Below are 18,090 nucleotides of genomic sequence, written 5' to 3'. Positions count from 1 at the left end.
TCAGGAGCGCAGCCGCCAGCCGGTGCGGAAAATCCACCAGATCACCCCGAGGCAGAGCAGGGTGAAGCCCGCGATGGCCAGAAGGCTCAGCCCCACCGGCACGTCGGCGATGCCGAAGAAGGCCCAGCGGAAGCCCGAGATCAGGTATACCACTGGATTGAACAGCGCCACCGTTTGCCACGCCGAGGGCAGCATCGAGATCGAGTAGAACGAGCCGCCAAGGAAGACCAGAGGCGTCACCACCAGCAGCGGCACCAGCTGCAGCTGCTCGAAATTGCCCGCCCAGAGCCCGAGGATGAAGCCCAGGAGCGCGAAGCTCAGACAGGTGAGCAGCAGGAAGGCCACCATCGCCAGCGGGTGCAGGATCTGGATCTCGACGAAGAACGAGGCGGTCAGAAGGATCACGGTGCCGATGAACAGCGCCTTGGTGGCCGCCGCGCCGACATAGCCGATGACGATCTCGAGGAAGTTCAGCGGCGCTGAGAGCAGCTCGTAGATCGTGCCGATGAACTTGGGGAAATAGATCCCGAAGGAGGCGTTGGAGATCGCCTGGGTGATCACCGACAGCATGATCAGGCCGGGCACGATGAAGGCGCCATAGCTCACCCCCTCGACCTGGTCGATGCGGCCGCCAATGGCGGTGCCGAAAACGACGAAATAGAGCGAGGTCGAGATCACCGGAGAGACGAAGCTCTGCAGCAGGGTGCGGAAAAACCGCATCATCTCGAACTGGTAGATCGCCCAGATGCCGCGCCAGTTCATGCCGCTCATGCCGCGCCCTCCTGTTGCTTGACGAGATCGACGAAGATGTCCTCGAGCGTGCTCTTTCGGGTGTCGACATCGCGCACGCTGAGGCCCGCGGCGCTGAGCTCGGCCATCAGCTTCGCCAGTCCGGTGCGCTCGGCCGAGGTGTCGTAATCATAGACCAGCATGCGGCCCTCCTCCTCGAGACGCAGGCTGCGGTCCGAGAGCGTCTCGGGCAGCGCCGTGACCGGCTCCGCCAGCTCGATGCGCAGCTCCTTGCGGCCCAGCCGCTTCATCAGGCTGGCTTTCTCCTCGACCAGCAGGATCTCGCCCTGGTTGATGACGCCGATGCGGTCGGCGATGGCCTCGGCCTCTTCGATGTAATGGGTGGTCAGGATAATGGTGACGCCGCGCGCCTTGAGATCGGCGACGATCTCCCACATGTCGCGGCGCAGCTCCACGTCGACGCCTGCCGTTGGCTCGTCGAGAAACAGCACCTCGGGCTCGTGGCTCAGAGCCTTGGCGATCAGCACCCGGCGCTTCATGCCGCCCGAGAGCGCGCGGATCGGCGTGTCGCGCTTGTCCCAGAGCGACAGGCGGCGGAGGATCTCCTCGATCAGCGCGTCGTTGCGGGGCTTGCCGAACAGCCCACGCGACAGGCGCACCGCGTTGCCGACCTTTTCGAAGGGCTCGAGGCTGATTTCCTGCGGCACCAGCCCGATCAGCGAGCGCGCCGCGCGATATTCGCCCACCACGTCGTGCCCGCCCACCATGAGGCTGCCCGAGCTTGGCATCACCAGCCCGCAGACGATGGAGATCAGCGTCGTCTTGCCGGCGCCGTTGGGACCGAGCAATGCGAGGATCTCGCCCTTCTCGATCTCGAGGTCGACGCCCTTCAAAGCCTCGAACCCGCTGTCATAGACCTTGCGGACCTGCCGCAGTTCGACCATCGCCATCGCGGTCCCTTCCGTCCTGTCGTCTTGGTGCCGGAACCTAGCCTGTTAGCGTCGAAACGCAACGTGCGCGCGCGCAGGGCCCCTTGTGCGCTACACGAGCGCTGCGCATTGCGCGGAGCGGGCGCAGATCCCCGCGGGATGAGTTGCGCTTTGCGCTGGTGCCGCCAGCCACGCGGGACTAGCAAGATGGCCATGAACACGCTTTCCGACCGCCCCGGGCTGGGCATCCTCTTCATCTGTCTCGGCGTGGCCGCGATCTCGGTCAACGACATGCTGATCAAGCTGCTCTCGGGCGGCTACCCGCTGCACGAGATCGTCGCCGCGCGCGCCTGCATGGGGCTGGTGATCACGCTGGCGCTGGTGAAGGTCGAGGGTGGCTGGCACCTGCTGCGCACCGAGACGCCGGTGCTGCACATGCTGCGCGGCCTGCTCGTGGTGCTCGCCAACATGACCTTCTACGCCGCCTTCGCGGTGCTGTCTCTGGCGCAGGTCACGGCGCTGTTCTTCGTGGCCCCGCTGTTCATCACGTTGCTTTCGATCCCCTTCCTCGGCGAAAAGGTCGGTCCGATGCGGCTGGGCGCCGTGGTGGTGGGCTTTCTCGGTGCGCTGGTGATGCAGCAGCCGTGGAAGGATGATCTCGAGGTCTCGCGCGTGGTGCTTCTGCTGCCGGTGATCGCGGCATTCTTCTACGCCATGTTGCAGGTGTTGACGCGGCGGCTGGGGCTGACCACGCGGGCCTCGGCACTGGCCGTCTACCTGCAGGCGACCTTCCTCGTGGTCGCGTTCGGCTTCTGGCTGGTGGCGGGCGACGGGCGCTATGCCGACAGCGTCGAGAGCGAGGCGTTGCGCTTCCTGCTGCGCCCCTGGGTGATGCCGAGCGGGCGCGATGCGCTGGTGCTGCTGGCGCTGGGCACGCTCTCGGGCTTCGTGGGTTACGCGCTGAGCGCCGCCTACCGGCTGGCGGCGGCGGCGACCATCGCGCCGTTCGAATATGTCGGCCTGCCGCTGGCGATTCTCTGGGGCTGGCTGATCTTCGGGGAATGGCCGGGGGCGAATGTCTGGGTCGGCTGTGCGCTGATCGTGGGGGCCGGGCTCTTCGTTTTCCTGCGCGAGCGCAAGAAGGATAGCCCGGCGCCCGGACGGCGCAGGCTCTGGGGCCGGCGCTGAGCCGGCTTCAACCGCCGTCCCGCTTGCCCTATAAGCGCGGCGCCCAGTGCCATCGCCAATGCCATCCAAGGAGACCCCATGCAGCCGCAGGAGATCGAACCACTCTTCACCCGCAATGACGGCAGCTACCTCTGCGCCCGCTGGGGGCGGCCGCTGGTGCCGATCGTTTTCGGGGTCGAGGACGAGACGCTTTCGGTGATCAAGGGTGCGTTCGAGGCGGTCTGTTCGCTTGCAGGCGCCAAGATGGCCGAGACCGATCCCGAGCTCGGCGCCAACGTCATGGTGTTCTTCTTCCGTGACTGGGCCGAGCTGCTCGAGGTGCCCGACCTCGGGCGGCTGATCGAGGATCTCGAGCCGCTGGTGGCGAAGCTGCAGGCAGCGGATGCCAACCAGTACCGCGCCTTCCGCTTCGACCAGCAGGGCGCGATCAAGGCGGCTTTCGTGTTCCTGCGGGTCGACGAGGCGCTGGCCGCGCAGCCCGCCGAGGAGCTGGCGCTGGCGCAGGTGGTTCAGGTGATGCTGCTCTGGTCGGAGCGTGCCTTTGCCGAGCGCTCGGCGCTGGGCGTGCTCGAGGATGGCCGCGTGGTGTTGCGCCCCGAGATCGGGGCGCTCCTGCGCGCGGCCTATGATCCGGTGATGCCGGCGCAGGCGAGCGATGCCAGTCATGCGCTGCGGCTCTCTGCCCGGATCGGGGTTAAGGGCTGAGGGCGGGGCACGAAGAGTTTTCGTCCGAAAACTCTTCGCATCAAGCCGGAATGAAGATTTTTCGCAGGAAAAATCTTCGCGCGGTCAGCTGGGCTCAGGCGCCCACCATACCGACGATCTCATAGGTCTTCTTCAGGATCGGCGAGGCGATCTTGCGCGCCCGGCCGGCACCATCGGCGAGGATGCGGTCAATCTCGGCCGGATCCTCCATGTAGCGCGCCATCTCGGTCGAGATCGGCGCCAGCTTGGCCACGGCAAGATCCGCCAGCATCGGCTTGAACTCAGAGAACGGCTTGCCGCCCACATCCGCCATCACCGCATCGACTGACTGCTCGGAGAGGGCCGCGTAGATGTTGACGAGGTTGCGCGCCTCGGGGCGTTCGGCGAGGCCCGCGGTCTCAGAGGGCAGCGGCTCTGGGTCGGTCTTGGCCTTGCGGATCTTCTTGGCGATGGCGTCGGCATCGTCGGTCATGTTGATCCGGCTTGCATCCGAAGGGTCGGATTTCGACATCTTCTTCGAGCCGTCGCGCAGGCTCATCACCCGCGTCGCCGCCCCTTCGATCACCGGGTCGGTCATCGGAAAGAACTCGGTGCCGTAGTCATGGTTGAACTTCGCCGCGATGTCGCGGGTCAGCTCCACGTGCTGTTTCTGGTCCTCGCCCACCGGCACCTGCGTGGCGTGGTAGACCAGGATATCGGCGGCCATCAACGCGGGATAGGCATAGAGGCCCAACGAGGCCTTCTCGGCATTCTTGCCGGCCTTGTCCTTGAATTGGGTCATCCGGTTCATCCAGCCCAGACGCGCGACGCAGTTGAAGATCCAGGCCAGCTGCGCGTGCTCGGGCACCTGGCTCTGGTTGAACAGGATCGATTTCGTCGGGTCGAGCCCGGCGGCGAGATAGCCTGCGGTCAGTTCGCGGGTCTGTTTCTGCAGCGCCTGCGGATCCTGCCAGACGGTGATCGCGTGCATGTCGACGACGCAGTAGATCGTCTCGATGCCGCTTCCCTGCATGTCCACGAAGCGCTTCATCGCGCCGAGATAATTGCCGAGCGTCAGGCCTCCGGAAGGCTGGATTCCGGAAAACACGCGCGGGGTGAAGGCGGGATTGTTCTGGGCCGCCTCGGACATGGGCTCAACTCCGTCTGGAAATTCGGGTGGGGCTGGCTTACCCATGCCCCGACATGCCGTCAAGAAAGAGCCCTGCCAATGGTGCATCCGCATAACGAACCGCCCCTGAATCCGATGCCGCCGGTGGTCATGGCCCTGTTCATCGTCATCGTGGGCGTCGAGGCCGCCTTCTCGCTTGGGGGCTACGGGCTGATCGGCGGGCCCTCGGCGCTGGGCTGGCGGCTCGAGGCGATGGAGCGCTTTGCGTTCTTCGGGCAGGTGCTGCGCTGGATGCTGGCGACGGGGCAGTTCCCCGCCGAGCATCTGGTGCGCTTCTTCAGCTATCCCTTCGTGCATGCGAGCTTCACCCACGCGCTCTTTGCCGGGGTCATGCTGCTGGCGATGGGCAAGATGGTGGCCGAGGCGCTGGGCTCGGTGCGCACCGTGGTGATCTTCTTCACGTCGACCTTTGCCGGCGCGCTGGCCTACGGGCTGATCGTCGAGACACAGGTGCCGCTGATCGGTGCTTTCCCGGCGGTCTACGGCCTGATCGGCGGCTTCACCTATCTGCTCTGGCTGCGACTGGGGCAGTTGGGGGCGCAACAGGTGCGGGCGTTCTCGCTGATCGGGATGCTTCTGGCGATCCAGCTGGTGTTCGGGCTGATCTTCGGCGGCAGCAAGGACTGGGTGGCTGATCTCGCGGGCTTCGCCACCGGCTTCACGCTGACGCTGCTGCTGGTGCCCGGCGGCTGGGCGCGACTGATCGACAAGCTGCGCCGGGACTGAGCGGTTCAGAACATGTCGTCGGGCAGCACCGGCACCCGGCGCGAGAAATCCTTGCCGCTGGCCGAAGGGTAGGGCAGCACGAACCCCTCGCGGTCGGCGGGCTCCAGAGCCGCATTGGCCAGCGCCGCCTGCCGCCAGGTGCGGGCCGATGTGGTGCTCTGCGCCCCGAGCCGCGGTCCGAGCCAGATCTTCGCCAGCCGTTCGCGCAGCGCCTTCACGTCCTCCGGGCGGCGGAACATCACCGAGGCCTCGGTGTCCCAGCGCAGCGAGCGTCCGTTGAGGTTGGCCGATCCCACCAGCCCCACACGGTCATCGACCAGCGTCACCTTGGAATGCACGTAGATCGGCCCGGCCTCAAGCACGTCGGCCTCGCCGTCCTTGGCAGGCTTCGACTGGCCGGGCGAGATCATCGCGAGGTTCTCGGCATAGGCCTTGGTCAGCCGGTGCGCGGCTTCGGTCTGAAGCCCGTGGCCGTGGCGCGCGTCCCAGCCCATGTCGCTGCTGAACAGCACCCGCTCGGCGGCGGGCGGCAGGATGATCACCAGCTGCAGCTCGGGTGCGCGCTCGGCCGCCTTGACCAGCGCATCGACGATGGGCCGGTGGCGCAGGAACTGGGTCTCGATGTAGATGTGGTGCTGCGCCTCGCCGATCATCGCGATCAGCGCCTTCTCGTGATCCTGCACCTTGGCGCGCGGCGCCAGCCGGGCGGGGCCGGGGCAGGGGGCCGAGACGGTGCGGATCAGCCGCAGGTCGGCGGGTGGCTGCGGGCGGGTCTTGGCCGGCATTTCCTCGGCACCGTCACCGATGCAGGACACGCCGCAGGCCAGCGCATCGTTCCAGGTGTCGGAGAAATGCACCCGCAGCGCGGCGGAGAAATCCGGGTCGTCGACCTGCATCGAGACATCGTGCCAGGTCTCTTCCGGCGGGCGGTCGTGCTCGTGGGTGTCGTAGCGGCGCTCGTTGATGTCGAGCCCGCCGATGATGCAGCGGGCATTGTCGGCGACGGCGAATTTCTGGTGGATCGTCACCGGGCGCAGACGTGCCGGCCCCTTGAGAAGCGCGCGCTGCACCGGCGTGAGCTTGCCGCTCTCTTCCGAGCGCAGCTTGTTCATCATCCGGGCGATGCGTCCCCGCATGAACAACCGCCAAAGCGGGCCGGCCATCTGTCCGTGCGGGGCGCAGACGATCTGCACGTCGCCCTTCATGGCAGAGGCGAAGCCGCTGGCCGAACGCCAGGCCAGACGGTGCAGATCGGAGGCGAAGATCGGGTCGAAATCCGACAGCACCATGCGGATCTTCACGCCCCTCTGAGACAGCATGGCCAGCAGGTCTGCCCATGTCTCGAGGCCACGCTCCTTCAGTTCGGGCGTGCGCAGCCGGGTCTGTGGATCAAGGATACGGAACGACATGACCAACTCCTCCTGCGCCGAGGCCGCGAGCCTCTCCAGTGCGGGGAAGCCTTCGGCGGCGGTGATCAGCGAGGTCAGTGTCATGGTCCGTCCGTGTCAGGTCCGTTTGCGTCTTAGGGCCGCCTTGAAGTCGGACAGCCGAAAGGCCCCCAGCGCCTGACCGGCCGCGCCGTAGGACACGAGTCCGACAGCAAGCAGCAGCACGAGCGCAGGGTAGCGCCAGTAGTCTCTGTTCAGCAACGGGCCGAGCAGCAGATAGGTTCCCCACAGAATCGCACCCATCACAAAAGAGGCGGCGAGGATGCCCCAGATGCGCCGGCGGAAGCGCTGGTCAAAGCGCGCCGTGTCGCCAATGCGGCGCCCGCCGATGCCCAGCATCAGCACCATGACCCAGCCCGCGACGGTGGTGGCGATCGCGGGGGCAATCCAGCCGATCAGCGGCGCGAGCCCCACCGCGATCACCGCGTTCACCACCATCGACCAGACCGCGTAGCGGAACGGCGTGCGGGTGTCCTCGCGGGCGAAGAACAGCGGCTGCAGCACCTTCTGCAGCACGAAGGCCGGCAAGCCGAGCCCGTAGATCGCCACCGCCAAAGCGATGGCGGCGCTGTCATCGGCCGAGGTCGCACCTCGCTCGAACAGCACCGAGACCATTGGCAGCGGGATCACCATCAGGGCCACCGCTGCCGGGATCGTCAGCGCCAGTGCCATCTCTCCGGCGCGCGAAAAGGCGTGCCGTGCGCCACCGTCGTCCTCGGCCTTGAGCCGACGCGACAGGTCCGGCAGCAGCACGATGCCCACCGCGATTCCGACCACGCCCAGCGGCAGCTGGTAGAGCCGGTCCGCGGCGTAGAGCCAGCCCACCGCCTTGTCGAACTGCGAGGCCACCTGCTGACCGACGAGCAGGTTGATCTGCATGACCCCGCCAGCGAGCGCCGCCGGCACCGCCACGCGCACCAGCCGCTTCATGTCGGGGGTGAGCCGCGGCATGCCCGGGCGCACCTTCACCCCGGCGCGCTCGGCCGCGACCCAGACCAGCGCCAGCTGCGCCACGCCGGCAAACGGAATGGTCCAGACCAGCCACTGGATCACGTCGCCGCCAATCACCGCAGCCACGACCATGGCGATGATGACGAAGATATTCAGCAGCACCGGCGCGGCGGCGGCGGCGGCGAAATGCCCGGTGGCGTTCAGGGCGCCGGAAAACAGCGCCGCCAGCGAGATGAACAGGATGTAGGGAAAGATGATCCGGCCATAACCCACGGTCAGCTCGAAGCGCGCGTCGCCGGCAAAGCCTCCGGCGGTGGCCCAGACCAGCGCCGGCATGAAGATCAACGCCAGCGCGCTCAGGAGCAGCAGCACGAAGGCCAGCCCGTTCAGCGCGTCGCGGGCGAAGCGCAGCGGGTCTTCCTCGCCTTCGTATTTCTTCGAGAAGATCGGCACGAAGGCGGCATTGAAGGCGCCCTCGGCAAAGAACCGGCGGAACATGTTGGGCAGGCGGAAGGCCGCGACGAAAGCGTCCATCACCGGGCCGGGCCCGATATAGGCGAGGATCAGGATCTCGCGCGCGACGCCGAGCACGCGGCTGGCCAGCGTCCAGAAGCCGACGGTGAGGATGCCCGAGATCAGGCGAATGGGTTTCATGTCTGCTCGCGCCCTCGCATGGCCGCTCGTCCGCGTCGGCCTTTGCCAATGGGTAGCTGATCGGGGCAGGCGTAGGAAGGGGGGAGATCTCGGGTCGGCGCGAAACAGGGCAGGGTATGGTAGCGCCACCGCGATGTGCGCATCGCCGCTTGACCAGCGCGACCATCGGCGGGCAGAACTCGGCGGGAAGAGAGCGCCGCGCTGGCGCAGGCATCAGGACCGGAGGAGGGGCGGGGCGTCCGCGCGCAAGCGTCGGCCCGACGGAGACCGTCCGGCAGAAGGGAGAGTTCATGGCCTATCTTGGCATCGATCTGGGCACCTCGGGGCTGCGCGCCCTGCTGGTCAGCGACACCGGCACGCCTCTCGGTTCGACCGAGCGGCACTATGCGGCGGCGCATCCGCAATCGGGCTGGTCCGAGCAGGACCCCGCCGACTGGGTCGCGGCGCTCGAAGGCGCGGCGGAGGAGTTGCGCGCGGCGCATCCCGAGTTCGCCGGGCTCCGTGGTATCGGCATCTCCGGGCACATGCACGGGGCGACACTGCTCGATGCCTCCGGCGCGGTGATCCGGCCCTGCATCCTCTGGAACGACACCCGCAGCCACGCCGAAGCGGCACGGCTCGATGCCACCGAGGGCGTCCGTGCGCTTTCGGGCAACATCGTGTTCCCCGGCTTCACAGCGCCCAAGCTCGACTGGGTGCGAACCCATGAGCCCGAGAATTTTGCGCGCATCGACAAGGTGTTGCTGCCGACCGCCTATCTCAACCACTACCTGACCGGCGAAACTTTCGCCGACATGTCCGACAGCGCTGGCACGTCGTGGCTCGACACCGGCGCGCGCGACTGGTCCGAGATGCTGCTCGAGGCGGGGCACATGCGCCGCGACCAGATGCCGGCGCTCGTGGAGGGCTCCGAGGCCGGCGGCACGTTGCGCCCGGATCTTGCGGCGCGCTGGGGTGTGAATGCGTCGGTGGTGGTGGCCGGCGGTGCCGGCGACAACGCCGCCGCGGCCTGTGGCATCGGCACGATGAACGAGGGGCAGGGCTTTGTCTCGCTGGGCACCTCGGGGGTGCTGCTTGCGGCGCGTGACGGCTATCACCCGGCGCCCGAGACGGCGCTGCACACCTTCTGCCACGCGGTGCCGTCGCGCTGGTACCAGATGGGCGTGATGCTCTCGGCCACCGACAGCCTGAACTGGCTGGCGCGGATCACCGGCGCCAAGCCGGCCGAGCTCACCGCGCCGCTGGGCGAGAGCCTGCAGGCGCCGGGGCGAGTGCGCTTCCTGCCCTATCTCTCGGGCGAGCGCACGCCGCACAACGATGCCGGGATTCGCGGCAGCTTCACCGGGCTCGGCGCCGACACCACGCGCGACGACATGGCCCGCGCGGTGCTCGAGGGCGTGGCCTTCGGGCTGCGCGACAGCCAGCGCGCGCTGGGCGCCACCGGGCTGCGGCTCGAACGTCTGATGGCGATCGGCGGCGGCGCGCGCTCGCGCTACTGGCTGAAGCTCATCGCCACGGCTCTCGACGTGACCCTCGAGCTGCCCGCGGGCGGCGAGTTCGGCGCGGCGCTGGGGGCTGCGCGGCTGGGCATGGTGGCGTCGGGCGACGCATCGGTCGGGGAGGTGATGACCGCCCCGGCGATCAGCGAGGAGATTGCGCCGGACACGGCCCTCACCCCGGCGTTCGACGATGCCTACACGCGCTTTCGTGCCGCCTATGGCCCGACGCGCGAGATTCAGTAGGAGGGGGTGCTCGGGCCGGCCTCCGGCGGCTAGGGGCCGGTGGGCGTCGACGTCGATGCCTGCCTGCGTCCTGCTGAATGACGTCGCTGCTTTTCTGGACGGCCGTCATGGTGGCCTCTATCGAGACATCGCAACCTTGGTTAAGGCCCCCGAATGACGATCATTTCCCTGACCTCGATTCCGCCGCGTTTTGGCGGGCTTGCTCCGGTACTGAAGAGCTTGCTCGATCAGACCGCACGTATCGATGAGATCCGTGTCTACATTCCAAAGAGGTATCGCCGTTGTCCCGCATGGTCGGGACAACGGCCCGATCTCCCGGACGGTGTCAGGCTTGTCGTCGTCGACGATGATTTGGGACCTGCATCCAAGCTCCTGCATGCCGCCCGAGATTTGTCTGGCAGCGGTGTTCCGATCCTGTTCTGCGATGATGACCGGATTTACCCGAGGACCTGGGCCAGCGGCCTTCTCGCCGCGCATGCAAGGCGAGGCTTTGAGTGCGTCGCGGCGATTGGTCGCCATCTGTCCGAAGTTGTCCCAAGCGCCGCTTCCGCAAAAAGGCTCCCTCGAGCGGAGGTGGGCAAGCAGCGCTTCGACCCCTACTACCGCATGCGACGTTTACGTCAGCAATGGAGCGAACGGAGCTTTCGAACCGCGGGCGAGAAGCCGCCTCGACGCACCGTGCTGCGAGCGGGGTATGTCGATCTTTTGCAGGGCTACGCCGGGGCGGTCATGCTTCCGGACTTCGTGGATGAAGCCTTCTATGACATCCCGGACGACATCTGGATGGTTGATGACATCTGGCTCTCCGGCCACTTGGCGCGGCGCAACATCCCGATCTGGGTCCCGAGGCGGCAAGAAATCTGCCGGCGTGCTGCGAACGCTCCCATCGAGGCCTTGCTGACGAGCGTGTTCAACGAGAGTGATCGGGATGCCTCCAATCGCAGAGCCGTCTCGTATTTTCAGGACACCTACGGGATGTGGCGTTAATCGATTTCGATCGGCCGGATGACATCCTGGAAACCGTCGTCGCTCTCGCCATCCCGCGGGCCTGTGAGAGCGATGCGAAGCGGCGCTGTTGCGCAGATCAACAGGTGAGCGCAGGTCCACCGACGTGCCGCGACACCGCGGATCAGATCCTCCTCAGCCCACCCGATCGGCACAGCCGGCGATCGCGACCGAAACTCTCGCTGCCGGATGCGGCGGAGGAGCTGCCGCGGGCGCGCTCCTTGACGAGGCTGGCCTTGCCCGCGACCCAAGGCCGCCCGCTACGACGGGGAACTGGTCGCTCATGAGCCATCCTCGGCTTTGACAAAAGGGAGGGCCGCGACGAGATCGACACGCCGAAAAGGCGCGGATCACGGCAGCATGGATTTTTGTAGGGAAAACAGCATCGGTCTGCGCGGCAGAGGCAAATCCTCTGACGAAAAAGGCAGAACTATCTGGTGCTTTCCAAAGGTAGATGGTGGAGCCTAGGGGGATCGAACCCCTGACCTCTTGCATGCCATGCAAGCGCTCTCCCAGCTGAGCTAAGGCCCCATCTTGTGTGACGCTCTCGGCGTCGTGCGGCGTGATCTACGCAAAGCCGCGGGCGGGTTCAAGGGAAAAAATCACCGCCCGCGACGAAAAACTTTCGAGCCTCAGCTCTCGTCGTCTTCGCTGGCCACATCGGTGATGTCGTCGAGCGAGACGTTGTCGTCATCGTCGTCCTCGAGCACATCATCATCGTCGAGATCGACCTCGACATCATCATCCAGCAGGTCATCGCTTTCGTCGTTCTCAGCGTCGGGCTTGCGCTTCGCGCCATCGGCCGCGTCCGCGACGAGCATCGTGCGCTTGCCGGTGTCCAGCTCGAGCACCTCGCCCGTATAGGGGCTGACGATCGGGTCCTTGTTCAGGTCGTAGAAACGCTTGCCGGTGGTCGGGCACACGCGCTTCGTACCCCATTCTTCCTTGGGCATGGGAGATCCCTTTCATCCTGTCCGGTCATGTCGACAATCCGCGCCCTCTGCCATATCAGGGAAGCGGTGTCAAAGGCTTTGGCCGTATTGCATCCGAGGCAGAGCATATGGGGCAGATCACACTTCCTGGCAACCCGCCGATCGCGGTGACCCTGCGCCGTTCGGCGCAGGCACGGCGCCTGTCGCTGCGGCTCAGTCAGATCGACGGACGGGTCACGCTGACGCTTCCGCGCCGGGTCCCCGAGCGCGAGGCGGTGGGCTTCCTGCGCGAGAAGGAGGCGTGGCTCAGGGGCCATCTCGCGGCGCGCGGCGACGACGCTCGTATCGAGCTTGGCGCAGTGCTGCCCATCGAGGGCGTTATGCGCGAGATCCGTCCCGGCGGCGGGCGCAGCGTGATTCTGGGCGAGACCTGCGTAGAAGTGCCAGGCCCCGAGGAGCGCGTCGCCGCGCGGCTGCAGGGCTGGCTGCGCACGCTGGCGCGCGAGCGGCTGGCCGAGGCCTCGGACCGCTACGCCGCAAGGCTGGGGAGGCCCTATACCCGACTCACCCTGCGCGACACGCGCTCGCGCTGGGGCTCGTGCACCTCGCAAGGCGCGCTGATGTACAGCTGGCGGCTCATTCTCGCGCCGCGCGACGTGCTCGACTACGTCGCCGCGCACGAGGTCTCGCACCTGGCCGAGATGAACCACTCCAAGGCATTCTGGAACACGGTCGAGGCGCTCTACGGCGACTGGCGCCCGCAGCGGCGCTGGCTGCACGACGAGGGCGGCAGCCTGCACCGCTACCGCTTTGGCGACTGACCGGACTGCCAGCGCACGAGGGCGATTGACGGCATCGCGATTTGTGATCACATTGCGCGGATCATGAACCCAGCCACCCGCCCCACCGAAATCGTCTCTTCCGCCCATGACCGCGTCTACCGCGGCCTGCGCACCCGCATCATGCTGGGCCAGATCGCGCCCGGCGAGGCGCTGACCTTGCGCGGCATCGGCAAGGAGTTCGAGGTCTCGATGACCCCGGCGCGCGAGGCGGTGCGGCGGCTGGTGGCCGAGGGCGCGCTCAGCATGTCCTCCTCGGGCCGGGTGCAGACCCCGGAGCTGTCGAACGAGCGAATCGAGGAGCTGGCGGCGCTGCGCTCGCTGATCGAGGTCGAGCTGGCCTCGCGGGCGCTGCCGCGCGCGCACATCGCGCTGATCGACCGGCTGCAGACCATCAATGGCACCATCGCCGAGGTGGTGCGCGACCGCGACGCGGTGGGCTATATCCGCTCCAATCTCGAGTTCCACCGCACCCTCTACCTGCGGGCGCAGGCCCCGGCGATGCTGGCCATGGCCGAAACCGTCTGGCTGCAGCTCGGCCCCACGATGCGCGCGCTTTACGGACGCTTGCGCCGTTCCGAGGCGCCGCAGTTCCATCGCCTGATCATCGCAGCCCTCAAGGCCGGCGACGAGCCGGGGCTGCGGCTCGCGGTGCGCTCGGACGTGACGCAGGGCCTCAAGATGCTGGCGAGCTGATCCCTCACTCGGTGCTGCGGGGCGCGATCCGGGCGCCATCGGCCAGATCGGCGGCGGGGTAGAGCACCACCTGGTCGCCCGCGTCGAGCCCAGAGAGCACCTGCGCGGCACTGCCATTTCCCGGCCCCAGGTCCACCGGCACCTGTTCGGCCCGCCCGTCGCGGGCGCGCAGCACCGCCCAGCCGCCGTCCTGCCGGAACAGCGCGCTCTGCGGCAGCTGCAACGTGTCGGCCTCTTCCCAGACCACGATCCGCGTCACCACGCGGTAGCCGTGCCCGAGGCCAGAGCGCTCCTCGGGGGGGCCGCTGAAGCGCACCGTGACCTCGACGCGCTGCTCCTCGACCCCCAGCGCCGAGACCTTGGTAAGGCCCTGCGGTGCGATCCGGGTGACCTCGCCATCGAGCACCGCATCGCCGCCCCAGTCGTCGATCATCACCCGGTCGCCAAGGCTCACCTGCACCGCGTCCGACGAGATCAACTCGACAACGATCTCTAGATCTGTCGCGATATCGCCGATCTCGAGCACCGCGCTGCCGGCGCCGAGGATGGTCTCGCTCTGTTGCAGCACCCGCAGGATGCGCCCCGAGATCGGCGCCACCAGAGAAATGTCGTTGGCGTGGTTGCCGGCCACCGCCGCGGCAAGGCCGAGGTCCTCGAAACTGATGAGCTGGGCGCGGGCGTTGGCCAGCTCGGCCTCGCGCATCGAAACGGCGGCCTTGGCGGTTTCGAGCTGTGCCGCCGCGGAGCGCGCCTCCGAACGTGCCCGGTCGAGCGCGGCGGTGCTGACCGCGCCGCGCGCCGCCAGCGCCTCGCTGCGCTGGAAATCGGCGGCGGTGAGATCGGCATTGGCGGCGGCGGCGTTGACCTCGGCCTCGGCCACCTTGAGTGCCGCCTTGGCAGCGTCGAGCAGCGCCATTGCCTGCTCGCGGGTGCGCACGTCGAGCGCATCGGGGTTCACCGGGCGCATATGCGCCACGGTCTGGCCCTGCTCGACCGCGTCGCCGGCGATCGCGCCGACCCGCAGCAGGCGGCCCGCCACCGGGGTCGAGACGATGTAGACGTCATGCACCTGCGTGCGGCCCTCCTCGTCGATGGTGACGGTGAGCGGCCCGCGCGTGACCTCGCCAAGGTCGACAAGCGCCGGGCGCGGCCAGAACGCCGCCACCAGCGCGCCGCCGAGCAACAGCACGATCAGGCTCCACAGGATCCGGCGGGTGCGGTTGCGGGTGTCTGCCATGTCATCAATCCCGTGTCTTGAGCGCCGTGACCAGGTCGGCCCGGTCGACGTCGCGTTTCACCAGAAGTCCCGAGACCAGTGCGCCGCCGATCACCACCAGCGCGGCGCTGCCGAAGGTGGTGGCGTGGAACACCACCGGGATGGTGTAGATCTCGGAGGAATAGGCCGCGGCGAGCAGGTGGGAGAGTCCGGCGCCAAGCGCCGCGCCGAGCGGCAGCGCCAGCAGCGTCACGATGCCAAGCTCGCCCAGCAGCACGTAGGCCGCCTCACCGCGCGAGAAGCCGATCACCCGCAGCGAGGCGAGATCGCGCAGCCGCTCGGCCAGCGCGATTCGGGCGGCGTTGTAGACGATGCCGAAGGTGATCACGAAGGCGATGGCCGACATGATGAACCGGGTCCAGCCGGCGCCCTGATCCATCAGCTCCTCGAAGGCGACGCGCTGCTCGTGCTTCAGGCTCACCCCCGCCACGGTCGGCAGATCCTTGAGCCAGACATAGACCGCAGCCGCCTCGGCCTCGTCGAGCAGTAGCGCCGCGCCCGAGACCCGCCCGGGCTCGCCAAGCGCGCGGTTGAGCCCGTCGAGCGCCATGTAGGCCGGCGCGCCCAGCACCGTGTCCGAGATCGCCGCCACCGGCAGGTCGAGCACCGGCTGCGCCCCCTCGCGCACCTCGACCGTGAGGCTCTGGCCAACGGCGAGGTCGAGCTTGTTGGCCAGTGCCCGGCTCAGGACCAGCCCCTCGTCGCGCATCGGGATCGGCGCGAGGCCCGGCGTCAGGGCGCGGTAGAGCACCGGGTCGTGGGGCAGGGCGGTGATGCTGCCGCGATGGCTCTGGCGGCCGTTGCGGAGGATCACCGGCACGTCGCGGCGGCCCTCGACGCGGGTGATGCTGGGGTGGCTTTGCAGCTCGAACAGCACCTTGTCCGAGACCGCGTGGGTGAAGGTGACCTGCGCCTCGGACCGGTCCATCACCTCGAAGCTGAGCTCGATGGCATGGGCGAAACCGGCGTGGATGGTGATCATCCCAACCGACAACGCCATGCCGCAGGTGATGCCGATGATGGCGCCGGCCATGCGGAAGGGCGTCCGGGTGAAGCGCCGCAGCACCATGCGCGAGGGCTGGTCGAGCCAGGCGGTGAGCCCGCGCCAGCGCCCGGCGCTGGCATAGTCGGCAGGCGCCGGCGGGCGCATCGCCTCGGCCGGGTCGAGGGCGAAGATCCGGCGCAGCACGATGGCGCCACCGGCGGTCGCGGCAAGCACGCTCACGGCGATGCCGATGGCGAAGGCCGCCGGTTCCAGCCGGAACACGAGGAAGGGAAACTTGAAGAACTGCAGGTAGAGCCCGACCATCCCGCGCCCCGCCGCGACCCCCAGCAGGCAGCCCAGCAGCGCCCCCAGCAGCGCGATGGCCAGCACCAGCTTGAGGTAGTGCAGCCCGATCTCGCCGGAGCGGTAGCCGAACGCCTTCAGCAGGCCGATCTCCTCGCGCTCGGCCTGCACCATGCGGGCGATGACGATGTTGAGCAGGAAGGCGGCGACGGCCATGAAGATCGGCGGGATTGCGCGGGCGCTGTCGCGCAGACCGTCGATCTCTTCCGAGACGAAGCGGTTCGAGAACATGTCCTCGCGTCCGAAGGCTCCGGTGGCGCCGTAACGGTCGAGCAGCCGGTCTATGGCGTCGATCACCGGGGCTTCTTCGGCGCCGCGCGCCAGCCCGACCAGCGCCTGATTGAAGGCGCCGTCCATGTCGAAGGCCGCCTCCATGGTGGCGGGCGACAGCCACAGCACGCCGAAGCGGCTGTCATCGGGGACCATTTCGCCCGGCGCGGCGGTGTAGAGAAACTCCGGTGCGCGGGCGAGCCCGGTGATGCGGAACGCGCGCAGCGCGCCGTTCATGGTGGCACTGAGCGTGTCGCCGGGCCGCAGCCCGTGGGCGGCGGCGAAACTGTCGAGCAGCACCGCCTCGTCGGGCCGCCCGCGCTCGAACAGCCGCCCGGCTTCGAGCCGGATGGCGTTGAGCGCGGTATCGCCCTCATAGGGCAACGACAGTGCCTGCGCCTGCAGCGGCACCGCCTGTCCGGCCAGATCGATCAGCGCCGCGCCGCTGACCCGGCCTTCGACCGCGCCGACTCCCGGAAGCGCCGCGATCTGGTGCAGCACGTGGTTCGGCGCGCGGGTCACAGGCGCCACGATATCGGCCAGCCGGTAGCGCTCGTAATAGCCGCGCCGGGTCTCGTCGAGCGAGCTTACCAGCCCCGACATCATCACCTGCATCATCACGCCGAGCGCCATCACCACGGCAATGGCGACGGCCTGCCCCTTCATCCGCCACAGGTCGCGGATCAGCTTGCGATCGAGCGGGCCTACCATTCGATCTCCTCCGCCCTGAGCTTGCTGGCGTTGGTCTCGACCGAGCGGATGGCGCCATCGGCGAAGCGGATCACCCGGTCGGCCATGGCGGCGGTGGCGGCGGCGTGGGTGACGATCATCACCGTGGTGCCGAGGCTCTGGTTGAGATGCTGCAGAACGCCCAGCACCTCGCGCCCTGTGGTGCTGTCGAGCGCGCCGGTGGGCTCGTCGCAAAGCAGAACGTCTGGCTGCTTGGCGACAGCGCGGGCGATGGCGACGCGCTGCTGCTCGCCGCCCGACATCTGGCTTGGGAAATGCCCGCGCCGGCCCTCGAGCCCGACCAGCGCCAGCGCCTCGGCCGGGGTCATCGGGTCGCGGGCGATCTCGGTCACCAGCTCGACATTCTCCTCGGCGGTGAGCGAGGGCATGAGGTTGTAGAACTGGAAGATGAAGCCGAGATGATCGCGCCGGTAGCGGGTGAGCTGGCGGTCGCTCATCGCGGTCAGCTCGGCCTCGCGGAACCACGCCCGGCCCGAGCTTGGCCGGTCGAGCCCACCGAGGATGTTAAGCAAAGTGGACTTGCCGCTGCCCGAGGGGCCGAGCAGCACCACGACCTCGCCTGCGGGCAGTTCAAGATCGACCCCGCGCAGCGCATGCACCGCCGAGGCACCCTCACCATAGGTGCGTGTCAGAGCCTCCGCGCGATAGGCGAGCTGGGCCATGGGGGATCCTCCATGGCCGCGAGTCTAGCGGCTTTGCGGCAGCCGTGACTT

The 18,090-nt window shown here is 67.9% G+C and carries 16 protein-coding genes and 1 tRNA gene; 7 read left to right on the top strand and 10 right to left on the bottom strand.

The annotated features are described in order from the left end of the window. Both R2601_RS09280 and R2601_RS09275 read right to left on the bottom strand, forming a co-directional pair. Positions 1-762 (bottom strand): ABC transporter permease, encoded by a 762-nt coding sequence (locus R2601_RS09280; RefSeq protein ID WP_040545260.1) that lies wholly within the window; start codon positions 760-762, stop codon positions 1-3. Between the two features lie 5 nt (positions 763-767). Continuing rightward, complete coding sequence (locus tag R2601_RS09275; protein ID WP_007797015.1) at positions 768-1,700, bottom strand: ABC transporter ATP-binding protein; 933 nt, start codon at positions 1,698-1,700, stop codon at positions 768-770. A gap of 192 nt (positions 1,701-1,892) precedes the next feature. Here R2601_RS09275 and R2601_RS09270 point away from each other — a divergent pair, with 192 nt between their 5' ends. Both R2601_RS09270 and R2601_RS09265 read left to right on the top strand, forming a co-directional pair. Continuing rightward, on the top strand, positions 1,893-2,867 hold the full coding sequence (locus R2601_RS09270) for a DMT family transporter (protein ID WP_007797013.1): 975 nt from the start codon (positions 1,893-1,895) through the stop codon (positions 2,865-2,867). Positions 2,868-2,945: 78 nt separating this feature from the next. Then, positions 2,946-3,572: a hypothetical protein gene (locus R2601_RS09265; protein WP_007797011.1), complete on the top strand. Its 627-nt coding sequence runs from the start codon at positions 2,946-2,948 to the stop codon at positions 3,570-3,572. A gap of 94 nt (positions 3,573-3,666) precedes the next feature. Here the strand turns inward: R2601_RS09265 and trpS are convergent, their stop codons facing one another. Further along, on the bottom strand, positions 3,667-4,701 hold the full coding sequence (gene trpS, locus R2601_RS09260; protein ID WP_007797009.1) for a tryptophan--tRNA ligase: 1,035 nt from the start codon (positions 4,699-4,701) through the stop codon (positions 3,667-3,669). Between the two features lie 78 nt (positions 4,702-4,779). On the opposite strand from trpS, the gene R2601_RS09255 reads away from it, so the two are divergent. After that, the gene (locus R2601_RS09255; RefSeq protein WP_007797008.1) at positions 4,780-5,466 is read left to right on the top strand and encodes a rhomboid family intramembrane serine protease; all 687 of its coding nucleotides are present in this window, start codon (positions 4,780-4,782) and stop codon (positions 5,464-5,466) included. Between the two features lie 5 nt (positions 5,467-5,471). Here the strand turns inward: R2601_RS09255 and R2601_RS09250 are convergent, their stop codons facing one another. Further along, positions 5,472-6,959 (bottom strand): phospholipase D-like domain-containing protein, encoded by a 1,488-nt coding sequence (locus tag R2601_RS09250; protein WP_007797006.1) that lies wholly within the window; start codon positions 6,957-6,959, stop codon positions 5,472-5,474. Between the two features lie 12 nt (positions 6,960-6,971). Continuing rightward, positions 6,972-8,519 carry a murein biosynthesis integral membrane protein MurJ gene (murJ, locus tag R2601_RS09245; protein WP_007797003.1) on the bottom strand — a complete coding sequence of 516 codons (1,548 nt, stop codon included), beginning with the start codon at positions 8,517-8,519 and terminating at the stop codon, positions 6,972-6,974. A 290-nt stretch (positions 8,520-8,809) separates the two neighbouring features. Between murJ and xylB the strand changes: the two genes are divergently transcribed. Together xylB and R2601_RS09235 are read left to right on the top strand one after the other, a co-directional pair. After that, positions 8,810-10,261 (top strand): xylulokinase, encoded by a 1,452-nt coding sequence (xylB, locus tag R2601_RS09240; RefSeq protein WP_007797000.1) that lies wholly within the window; start codon positions 8,810-8,812, stop codon positions 10,259-10,261. A gap of 153 nt (positions 10,262-10,414) precedes the next feature. Further along, a complete protein-coding gene (locus R2601_RS09235; protein WP_040544548.1) occupies positions 10,415-11,248 on the top strand; it encodes a hypothetical protein in 834 nt (277 codons plus the stop codon). Between the two features lie 473 nt (positions 11,249-11,721). Here the strand turns inward: R2601_RS09235 and R2601_RS09230 are convergent. Next, a tRNA-Ala gene (locus R2601_RS09230) sits at positions 11,722-11,797 on the bottom strand. Between the two features lie 101 nt (positions 11,798-11,898). Beyond that, positions 11,899-12,219 carry a TIGR02300 family protein gene (locus tag R2601_RS09225; protein ID WP_007796995.1) on the bottom strand — a complete coding sequence of 107 codons (321 nt, stop codon included), beginning with the start codon at positions 12,217-12,219 and terminating at the stop codon, positions 11,899-11,901. Between the two features lie 107 nt (positions 12,220-12,326). Here R2601_RS09225 and R2601_RS09220 point away from each other — a divergent pair, with 107 nt between their 5' ends. Together R2601_RS09220 and R2601_RS09215 are read left to right on the top strand one after the other, a co-directional pair. After that, positions 12,327-13,019 (top strand): M48 family metallopeptidase, encoded by a 693-nt coding sequence (locus tag R2601_RS09220; RefSeq protein WP_007796990.1) that lies wholly within the window; start codon positions 12,327-12,329, stop codon positions 13,017-13,019. 63 nt (positions 13,020-13,082) lie between these two features. Beyond that, positions 13,083-13,733: a GntR family transcriptional regulator gene (locus R2601_RS09215; protein WP_007796988.1), complete on the top strand. Its 651-nt coding sequence runs from the start codon at positions 13,083-13,085 to the stop codon at positions 13,731-13,733. A 4-nt stretch (positions 13,734-13,737) separates the two neighbouring features. Here the strand turns inward: R2601_RS09215 and R2601_RS09210 are convergent, their stop codons facing one another. The 3 genes from R2601_RS09210 to R2601_RS09200 are packed head-to-tail and all read right to left on the bottom strand — an operon-like array spanning position 13,738 to position 18,039. Next, positions 13,738-14,970: an efflux RND transporter periplasmic adaptor subunit gene (locus tag R2601_RS09210; protein WP_007796985.1), complete on the bottom strand. Its 1,233-nt coding sequence runs from the start codon at positions 14,968-14,970 to the stop codon at positions 13,738-13,740. A 4-nt stretch (positions 14,971-14,974) separates the two neighbouring features. Beyond that, positions 14,975-17,338: an ABC transporter permease gene (locus tag R2601_RS09205; RefSeq protein ID WP_007796981.1), complete on the bottom strand. Its 2,364-nt coding sequence runs from the start codon at positions 17,336-17,338 to the stop codon at positions 14,975-14,977. Continuing rightward, positions 17,332-18,039 carry an ABC transporter ATP-binding protein gene (locus tag R2601_RS09200; RefSeq protein ID WP_007796978.1) on the bottom strand — a complete coding sequence of 236 codons (708 nt, stop codon included), beginning with the start codon at positions 18,037-18,039 and terminating at the stop codon, positions 17,332-17,334. Before R2601_RS09200 ends, R2601_RS09205 begins: the two co-directional genes overlap by 7 nt. Positions 18,040-18,090 lie beyond the last annotated feature (51 nt).

Source organism: Salipiger bermudensis HTCC2601, assembly GCF_000153725.1.
GTDB classification, from domain to species: Bacteria; Pseudomonadota; Alphaproteobacteria; order Rhodobacterales; family Rhodobacteraceae; genus Salipiger; species Salipiger bermudensis.
Note: the sequence above shows the minus strand (reverse complement) of the source record. Positions and strands in the feature narration are given on the sequence as shown.

What these genes read in the sequence shown, in the direction of transcription:
- R2601_RS09220 (WP_007796990.1), top strand. Translation starts at nt 12,327, where the DNA reads ATGGGGCAGATCACACTTCCTGGCAACCCGCCGATCGCGGTGACCCTG.
- R2601_RS09225 (WP_007796995.1), bottom strand. Translation starts at nt 12,219, where the DNA reads ATGCCCAAGGAAGAATGGGGTACGAAGCGCGTGTGCCCGACCACCGGC.
- trpS (WP_007797009.1), bottom strand. Translation starts at nt 4,701, where the DNA reads ATGTCCGAGGCGGCCCAGAACAATCCCGCCTTCACCCCGCGCGTGTTT.
- xylB (WP_007797000.1), top strand. Translation starts at nt 8,810, where the DNA reads ATGGCCTATCTTGGCATCGATCTGGGCACCTCGGGGCTGCGCGCCCTG.
- R2601_RS09270 (WP_007797013.1), top strand. Translation starts at nt 1,893, where the DNA reads ATGAACACGCTTTCCGACCGCCCCGGGCTGGGCATCCTCTTCATCTGT.
- murJ (WP_007797003.1), bottom strand. Translation starts at nt 8,519, where the DNA reads ATGAAACCCATTCGCCTGATCTCGGGCATCCTCACCGTCGGCTTCTGG.
- R2601_RS09250 (WP_007797006.1), bottom strand. Translation starts at nt 6,959, where the DNA reads ATGACACTGACCTCGCTGATCACCGCCGCCGAAGGCTTCCCCGCACTG.
- R2601_RS09265 (WP_007797011.1), top strand. Translation starts at nt 2,946, where the DNA reads ATGCAGCCGCAGGAGATCGAACCACTCTTCACCCGCAATGACGGCAGC.
- R2601_RS09275 (WP_007797015.1), bottom strand. Translation starts at nt 1,700, where the DNA reads ATGGCGATGGTCGAACTGCGGCAGGTCCGCAAGGTCTATGACAGCGGG.
- R2601_RS09235 (WP_040544548.1), top strand. Translation starts at nt 10,415, where the DNA reads ATGACGATCATTTCCCTGACCTCGATTCCGCCGCGTTTTGGCGGGCTT.
- R2601_RS09210 (WP_007796985.1), bottom strand. Translation starts at nt 14,970, where the DNA reads ATGGCAGACACCCGCAACCGCACCCGCCGGATCCTGTGGAGCCTGATC.
- R2601_RS09200 (WP_007796978.1), bottom strand. Translation starts at nt 18,039, where the DNA reads ATGGCCCAGCTCGCCTATCGCGCGGAGGCTCTGACACGCACCTATGGT.
- R2601_RS09255 (WP_007797008.1), top strand. Translation starts at nt 4,780, where the DNA reads ATGGTGCATCCGCATAACGAACCGCCCCTGAATCCGATGCCGCCGGTG.
- R2601_RS09215 (WP_007796988.1), top strand. Translation starts at nt 13,083, where the DNA reads ATGAACCCAGCCACCCGCCCCACCGAAATCGTCTCTTCCGCCCATGAC.
- R2601_RS09280 (WP_040545260.1), bottom strand. Translation starts at nt 762, where the DNA reads ATGAACTGGCGCGGCATCTGGGCGATCTACCAGTTCGAGATGATGCGG.
- R2601_RS09205 (WP_007796981.1), bottom strand. Translation starts at nt 17,338, where the DNA reads ATGGTAGGCCCGCTCGATCGCAAGCTGATCCGCGACCTGTGGCGGATG.